The 7,825-nt window shown below is 68.4% G+C and carries 6 protein-coding genes and 1 pseudogene; 5 read left to right on the top strand and 2 right to left on the bottom strand.

Features of this window, described 5'->3' with window-relative positions; translation table 11 throughout:
• Positions 1-333: pseudogene (locus B3587_RS12760) on the top strand (NAD(P)H-quinone dehydrogenase); the annotation flags it as partial.
• A gap of 272 nt (positions 334-605) precedes the next feature.
• On the opposite strand, the gene B3587_RS12755 reads toward B3587_RS12760, so the two are convergent.
• Together B3587_RS12755 and B3587_RS12750 are read right to left on the bottom strand one after the other, a co-directional pair.
• Positions 606-2,372 carry an acetyl/propionyl/methylcrotonyl-CoA carboxylase subunit alpha gene (locus tag B3587_RS12755; protein ID WP_292729216.1) on the bottom strand — a complete coding sequence of 589 codons (1,767 nt, stop codon included), beginning with the start codon at positions 2,370-2,372 and terminating at the stop codon, positions 606-608.
• A 78-nt stretch (positions 2,373-2,450) separates the two neighbouring features.
• Positions 2,451-3,119 (bottom strand): Maf family protein, encoded by a 669-nt coding sequence (locus B3587_RS12750; RefSeq protein ID WP_228177818.1) that lies wholly within the window; start codon positions 3,117-3,119, stop codon positions 2,451-2,453.
• 35 nt (positions 3,120-3,154) lie between these two features.
• Between B3587_RS12750 and B3587_RS12745 the strand changes: the two genes are divergently transcribed.
• From B3587_RS12745 to B3587_RS12730, 4 genes are read left to right on the top strand one after another with little or no spacing between them, the layout of a single operon-like run.
• Entirely contained in the window at positions 3,155-4,450 is a 1,296-nt protein-coding gene (locus B3587_RS12745) for a class I SAM-dependent RNA methyltransferase (protein WP_292729214.1), read from the top strand.
• Between the two features lie 9 nt (positions 4,451-4,459).
• Positions 4,460-5,134 carry a response regulator transcription factor gene (locus tag B3587_RS12740; protein ID WP_292729211.1) on the top strand — a complete coding sequence of 225 codons (675 nt, stop codon included), beginning with the start codon at positions 4,460-4,462 and terminating at the stop codon, positions 5,132-5,134.
• Positions 5,131-6,390, top strand: a complete 1,260-nt coding sequence (locus B3587_RS12735) for a sensor histidine kinase (protein WP_292729208.1) — start codon at positions 5,131-5,133, stop codon at positions 6,388-6,390. The genes B3587_RS12740 and B3587_RS12735 overlap by 4 nt, the downstream gene beginning before the upstream one ends.
• A complete protein-coding gene (locus tag B3587_RS12730) occupies positions 6,387-7,463 on the top strand; it encodes a hypothetical protein (RefSeq protein ID WP_292729206.1) in 1,077 nt (358 codons plus the stop codon). Before B3587_RS12735 ends, B3587_RS12730 begins: the two co-directional genes overlap by 4 nt.
• Positions 7,464-7,825 lie beyond the last annotated feature (362 nt).

The following is a 7,825-nucleotide window of genomic DNA, read 5'->3' as shown; positions in this document are numbered from 1 at the left end:
GTCGGATGGGGCGTGGCAGACATTGACGCCGGCCGCATCGGCGGTGTCGTCCATAAGCTGCCGCTCTCGTCCAACCCGCGGGCCAAGATGATGGGAATCTCCGACGGTTTCGTGAAGCTCATCGCCCGCGAGGGCAGCGGCACGGTCGTCGGTGGCGTCATCGTCGGACCCCGTGCCTCCGAACTCATCTACCCGATCGCGATCGCCGTCGAGCGCCGCCTCACGGTCGACCAGGTCTCGCGGGTCTTCGCTGTCTACCCGTCGCTGGCCGGCACGATCACTGACGCCGCCCGGGCGATGCACATCGTCGACCGCGACGAGCCCGAAGAGTAGGCCTGCTCTTCCGTTCGCTCGCGCCTCACCTCTTCGGTCGGGCCTCAGCCCTTCGGTCGCGCCGTCGTGCGGGTGTGCGGTGCTCGGACTCGCAGATAGCCGCGACTGAGCGTTGTGCGTCACCTCTTCGGTCGCGCCCTCGTGCGGGTGTCGGTGCGCCGACCCCGCATGTAGGCGCGACTGAACGTCGTCGTGTTCCGTTCGGTCGCGCCCTGGTGCGGGTCGGCACAGACCGAACCCGCATGTAGGCGCGACCGAACTTTCGACTCAGCTCAGGAGATCGTGAGCAACGGATGCCCGGCTGACACCGTCGTGCCGGGCGTGGCGTTGATCGCGCCGATGACGCCGTCCTTGTGCGCTTGGATCGGCTGCTCCATCTTCATCGCCTCGAGGACGAGAACGAGGTCGCCCTTGACGACCTGCTGACCGTCCTCGACGGCAATCTTCACAACCGTCGCCTGCATCGGCGCCATGACGGCGTCGCCCGAGGCGCCCGACACGGCGCTTGCGGTGTGTGAGCGCCGCGACGGCGGCACGGCGGCGGGGCGCCCGCGGCCGGCAGGGGCTGTCACGACGCGGTCGGGCAAGCTCACCTCCAGGCGCTTCCCGGCGACCTCGACGACCACGGTGTGCCGGGACTCTTCCGCACGGGGCGCGCCGATTTCGCCATCCCACGCCGGGATGTCGTTATCGAACGCGGTTTCGATCCAGCTCGTGTAGACGCCGAACTGACCGTCCTCGGCAGTGAAGGCGGGGTCGCGTACCACCTTGCGGTGGAAGGGCAGGACTGTCGGCATCCCCGCCACCTCGAACTCGTCGAGCGCGCGCCGAGCGCGATCCAGCGCCTCGGCGCGATCACGACCGGTGACAATGATCTTCGCGAGCAGCGAGTCGAAGGCGCCGCTCACTGAATCACCGGCGGTCACGCCCGAGTCGAGGCGGATGCCGGGACCACCGAAGGTCTTGAAAACGTGGATGTCGCCGGGCTGGGGCAGGAAGTTCCGGCCCGGATCCTCGCCGTTGATGCGGAACTCGATGGAGTGGCCGACCGCTTCGGGGTCGTCGTAGCCGAGCGCTTCGCCTTCGGCGAGGCGGAACTGCTCGCGGACGAGATCGATGCCCGTGACCTCCTCCGAGACCGGATGCTCGACCTGCAGACGCGTGTTGACCTCCAGGAACGAGATCGTGCCGTCAGCTCCGATGAGGAACTCGCAGGTGCCGGCGCCGAGGTAACCCACCTCGCGCAGGATCGCCTTCGACGACTCGACGAGGATGCGGTGCTGCTCATCGGAGAGGAACGGTGCGGGTGCTTCCTCCACGAGCTTCTGATGACGCCGCTGCAGCGAGCAGTCGCGGGTCGAGATCACGACGACAGTGCCCTCGGCATCCGCGAGGCACTGGGTCTCGACGTGTCGGGGCCGGTCGAGGTACTTCTCGACGAAGCACTCGCCGCGCCCGAATGCTGCGATCGCCTCCCGCGTCGCGGATTCGAACAGCTCGGCAACCTCGTCGCGAGAGCGGGCGACCTTCAGGCCGCGCCCGCCACCGCCATACGCGGCCTTGATCGCGATCGGCAGCCCATGGGTGTCAACGAACGCGAGAACCTCGTCGGCGCCGGAGACGGGGCCTGGCGTGCCCGGGGCGAGGGGCGCTCCGACCTTTTCGGCGACGTGGCGTGCGGTGACCTTGTCGCCCAGAGCCTCGATGGCTTCCGGTGACGGGCCGATCCAGGTGAGTCCCGCAGCGATCACCGCGCGAGCGAAGTCGGCATTCTCTGCCAGGAACCCGTACCCGGGGTGGACCGCGTCGGCTCCCGAACGCCGCGCGACCGACAGGATCTTGTCGATCGAGAGGTACGTCTCGGCGCTCGTCGAGCCATCGAGCGCGTAGGCCTCGTCAGCGAGACGGACGTGCAGAGCATCGCGATCCTGGTCGGCGTACACCGCCACCGACCCCTTGCCGGCGTCCCGTGCTGCGCGGATGATGCGTACGGCAATCTCGCCGCGGTTCGCAACGAGGACCTTGGCGATGTGAGGCATGGATGTCAGCCTACCGAGGCCCCCAGGCGCGAAATTGGATTGTTTCGACAAGAAAGGCCGATGAACGTGCAGCGAGGTCTACGGATGCTCCGCTGATTCTTCCGAGCGATTCCACAGCTCGGTCCACGCGACTCCGAGCTCTCGAGCCAGTTTTCGCAGCGTCGACAGTGACATCCCGACCACCGTCGAGGGGTCGCCCTCGACGCGGGAGATGAACGGACCGCCGAGGCTGTCGACCGTGAACGCGCCGGCCACGGCCAGCGGTTCGCCGGTAGCGACATAGGCCTCGATCTCGGCATCCGTCACGTCCTCGACGAACGTCACCGAGGCGTGAGCCACCGCATGGGCTTCGACGGGTGTTCGACCCGGGATGACCCGATATACGCTGTGCCCGGAGTGGAGGATGCCGGTGCGGCCCCGCATCGCGTGCCAGCGTTCGGTCGCAATGGCAGGCTCGTGCGGTTTGCCGAGCACGAGCCCGTCGAGCTCAAACATCGAGTCGCCGCCGATGACGAGCCCGTCGAAGTCGGCGTCCTCGAGCGCAAGCCGCGCAACGACATCCAGGGCCTTGCGACGCGCGAGCAGCAGGACATGCTCGTCGGGCGGCAGTGTGCGCCCTTCGGCGGCCTCCACGGCGTGGATCACGGCGTCCTCGTCAACCTCCGGGGCCATGGTCAGCGGCTCGATACCGGCCTGGCGCAGCAACGCGCGCCGGGCGGGGGAGGTGGATGCCAGCAGGACGCGCATCGTTCCACGGTAGCGGGCCATGAGATGCTCGATGCATGACCGGCGACGTGGGACAGATCGTCGACCTCGAGATCACGGATGCCGCTCACGGCGGGGTCTTCGTGGGCAGACTCGACGGTCGGGTGGTGTTCACTGCCGACGCGATTCCGGGCGAACGGGTGCGGGCTCGGCTGACGGATGTCTCGAAGCCGTCGTTCTGGCGGGCCGAGACCGTCGAGGTGACTGACGCATCGCCCCACCGCCAGCGCCACATCTGGCCCGAGGCAGACATCGACCGCGACCCCGCGGATCGCCCCGGCGGCGCGGAGTTCGGTCACATCGATCTCGCCCACCAGCGTGAGATCAAGCGCCACATCCTCGCGACGGCGCTGCAGCGCACCGGCCGCCAGGAGCTTCCCGTCGAGTTCGAGGGACCGCGCGCGGCATCCGTCGGCAACCACGTCGTTGCCGAGCAGCCCGACGGCACGCGGTGGCGGACCCGGGTCTCGCTGCACGTGGACGACGATGGACGCGTAGGTGCCTATGCGGCGCGGAGCCACCGCGTCATCCCGACCGAGACTCTGCCGCTGGCAACCGCGGCAATCGAGCGGGCAGCCGCAGCTCTCGGGCGTCCTGCACCCGGGCGCGTCGACCTCGTCCAGCCCGCTGATGGGCATGTCCGGATTCTCGTGCACCCGAGCACAGACGCGGCTCGGAAGGGACGCGCGGCCCGCCGCAGCAACGACGTCATCGTCGAACACGTCGGTACCCGCCGGTTCCGTGTCGACGCGGGTGGCTTCTGGCAGGTGCACCGGCTCGCGGCATCCACCCTTACGACTGTCGTCGCCGAAGAGCTTGCGGACGCTGTCGACCCGGACGGGTGGCACCTTGACCTGTACGGCGGTGTCGGCCTGTTCGGGGCGCTCTTGGGTGATCTCGCCGGACCCTCGGCGCGCATCACCTCGGTCGAGGGGAACGAGCGGGCCACGGAACACGCCGGAGAGAACCTCGCAGAGTGGGTCGGAGCGCGAGCGGAGACCGCACGGGTGGACCGTTGGGCGCGCGCGTTGCGCCAGAGGATCAGCGACCGCGACCGGGAACGGCTCGCCCGCGGCACGGTCGTGCTCGACCCGCCCCGCACCGGCGCGGGTGCAGCAGTGGTCGACGATCTGGCCGCGCTCGGGCCGGCATCCATCGTCTATGTCGCGTGCGATCCCGTCGCCCTCGCCCGCGACCTCGCGCGCTTCGCCGACCGCGGGTACCGCGCCGGCCGTGTGCGTGGAATCGATCTGTTCCCGCATTCCCACCACATGGAGGCTGTCGCTCTGCTCAGACGCGATGCCGCTCGGTAGAGTGACCCCATGACGCGGGTGGCTCTGATCGATGACCATGAGTCCGTCCGCTTGGGGGTAGAGGCGGCGTGTGTGACAGGCGGGGGTCCCGAGATCGTCTTCTCGGGAAGTACTGTCACCGAGTACGTCCGCTGGCGGCGCGCGACGAGCGCTCCACCGGTTGATGTGGTCGTGCTCGATCTCACCCTGGGCGACGGGACGACAGTACGAGAGAACGTCGGGCGGCTTGTCGCCGACGGCTCCAGCATTCTGGTGCACTCGGTGGCAGACCGGCCATCGGCAGTGCGAGAAGCTCTCGTGGCCGGTGCCATCGGTGTTGTGAGCAAGGCCTCTCCGATCGATGATGTGATCTCGGCTATCCACGCCGTTGCCAACGGCGACCCGCTGAACAACGTCGAGTGGGCAAGCGCCATCGAAGGTGACCGCGAGTTCGCCGACGCGCAACTGTCGGCCAGGGAGCGAGATGTGCTGCGCCTCTATGCCGCCGGATTGCCTTTGAAAGCTGTCGCTGAGCGCCTCGGCATCGCGTACTCGACAGCGAAAGAGAACATTAGCCGCGTGCGGCTCAAGTACGTCGAGGTCGGAAGGTCGGCATCCACGAAGTTCGACCTCATGCGTCGAGCTCTCGAAGACGGCCTCGTCTCGGCCGACGCGTTCGCCGCCGGAGCGTCGGGTCAGAAATGAGCGCCCCGAGCCACCCCCGCGAGCGAGCGCTGGCTGCCGCGTGGGCGCAGATTCCCCTTGCCCACGATCCGACGGCGGGCCTCGGCTCGTTCACGCGGCGGCGGATCGAGCGGATGATCAGCATCGTCCTGGCGGTCGGATCACTTGCCCTCGGCGCCCAAGCGTTCGTGGCGGCGCTGGGCTCGGTGCAGGAACCCGAAGCCTGGCATGTCGCCTTCATGGTCGCCAACTTCGGGTCGCTGGCCGCTCTGCTGGTCACCTATATCGTGGGTCGGAGCATTGCACCGGCCGCCATAACCTTCTGCGCCGTCTTCGTCGCGACGCTCGTCGCCTGGCCCTTCGTGGTGGCGGGACAGGATATTCCGCCGTCCGACCCACCGTGGACGTGGTTCCTCGTCAGCGTGGTCACTGCCTCATCCATCATGTTCCTGCCCTTGGTGTGGCAGATGGCGTGGACCATCTTCGTGCCCGTACTGTTCGGCATCACGCGCTTGGCGCAGGCTGGGTTCGCCGTCGACTTCTGGTGGCCGACGCTGCTGGATGTCTCGTTCGCCATCATCCTGGGCGGCGTCTTCGTGACGCTGGGGTGGATGTTCCGGTCGATCGCCGACAATGTCGACGAGTCTCGCCGCACCGCAGTGGAGACCTACACCGCCGCGGCGGTCACCGAAGCGGCTGAGAACGAGCGCGTCGCTGTCGCCGCCCTCATGCACGACAGTGTTCTGGCGGCCCTCATCGCTTCGGAGCGCGCACAAACGCCTCGGGAGCAGGGCCTTGCCGTGGCGATGGCACAGGAGGCGTTGACTCGCCTCGCGAACGCGGAATCCGATGCGGGGTTGGGTAGCGATGCGCCACGACGCTTCGCAACGCTCGTCGAAGAGGTGGAACGCGGCGCGCGCGGGCTGGGCGTCGACCTCGTCGTGGAGCGCGCGTATAGCCACGATGCTCCCGAGCTTCCGGGTCGCGCCGCTAACGCGCTGATCCTCGCGGCTATGCAGGCGATCGCGAACTCGATCGAGCACGCCGGCGGCATCGGCCTCACGGTTTCGGCCCGCCAGGAGCCCGACACCCAGCGGCTGCACCTCGAGGTGCAGGACCTCGGCGACGGGTTCGATCTCGACACGGTGCCGGATGATCGCCTCGGAATCCGCGGGTCGATCATTGCTCGTGTCGCGGCCGTGGGAGGCACGGTCCACATCACCTCCGACTCGAACGGGACGCTCGTGCGCCTGACGTGGCAGGGGGCGCGCGCATGATCAGTGTCCGTCGCCTGCTCATCGGCTTGGCCTTCGCGTTCACGGCCTACCTTGCCGTGCGCGGCCTATGGTGGACCGGCCCGTTCACCGAGCCCCTGGTGCTTGTCGCCGCCGTCGCCCTCTACGTCGTGACCACCGGTGTGGCACTGCTGTGGGGCAACCGGGACCCCGAAGACGACGACGTCACCCCGGACGCGCCAGGATTGGCGCCGCGCGCGTCGTCCGATCGGATGCCGCTCGCGGCCGCTCTGATGGCGTTGGGTACCACGGTCGTCGTCCCCAACGCGCTGTCGCTCGCTGTGCCGCGCGAGGCAATCGAGGAGCCCTACGTCGTCTGGTATCTCGGCGGCATCGGCGCGCTGATGGTCATCGTCATGGTGAGGCGTCGCCCGATCTTCGCCTGGGTGGGTATCGGCATGCTGGCCGCCATCTCATGGTTCTGGCTCGGCATCCTCGACGCGCTCGAGAAGGGGCTTGTCGGCTCGATCCTCTGGGTCGGGCTGGCCCAGCTCCTCGTGATGCTCACCGACCGCGCGGCCAAAGACACCGCGAAGCTCGTGGAGCTGCAGCGGGCGGCATCGGCGTGGCAGGCGGCCCACACCGTGCGTCAGCGCGAGCGCCGCGTTCAGATTCAGCGCGCACTCTCGGTGGCGGGCCCGGTGCTCGCGCGAACGATCGCGCAGGGTGGCGCGCTGACCCCCGACGAACGCGTCGAGGCGCGACTTGCCGAGGGCAGTCTGCGCGATGAACTCCGCGGCGCCCGCCTGCTCGATGACGCTGTGCGTCACGAACTTGAGGCGGCGCGTCGCCGGGGCGCGACAGTCACGGTTCTCGACGAGGGCGGGCTGGAAGGGGTCGATCCCGAGAGCCTGGCGAGCATCCGCGAGCGCCTCGTCGCTGCTCTGCGATCGGCGCGGTCGGATCGGCTCTACATTCGCACATCGCCCCACGAGAGCGTCGCGGTCACCGTTGTCGGTCGCTCGGACGCCGGCCGCGGGCTCAGTGACGAAGACACCGTCGACCTGTGGACCGAGATCACCCGGTTCCCTGCGGAGCCCGACATCCGGGCGTGACAACCACGTGAAAAGGATGGTGGGGGTGGACAGATAGTCCACCCCCACCTGTGCGGACGGTTACCCGAAAACCGGCCGCGTGGCCGAACCTGGGCCGCGTCACACGAGAGGTGACGGCGGTTCAGCCGAACGCTACTGCGTTCCAGCTGTTCCAGTCTTGCCGAGTCGCAACGATTCGTCTGTAGGTATTTTGGGGGACAAAATTGGCCTGCTCTAGGACCAGGCCAATTTCATCGGCGCGGTCAGCAGGGGGTGCGATTCCAGCCCAGTTCGCGCCGCAGCGGTTCCCGCAGCGCACGCTGCGACAGTGCCCAGGCCGACCGCCGGGGTTCGTCGGCTACCGCCTCGGCGTGCTCGGTGAC

The organism is Microbacterium sp. UBA837 (genome assembly GCF_002296025.1).
In the GTDB taxonomy this organism is placed as follows: Bacteria; Actinomycetota; Actinomycetes; order Actinomycetales; family Microbacteriaceae; genus Microbacterium.
This window is presented reverse-complemented; position numbering and strand designations above follow the sequence as displayed.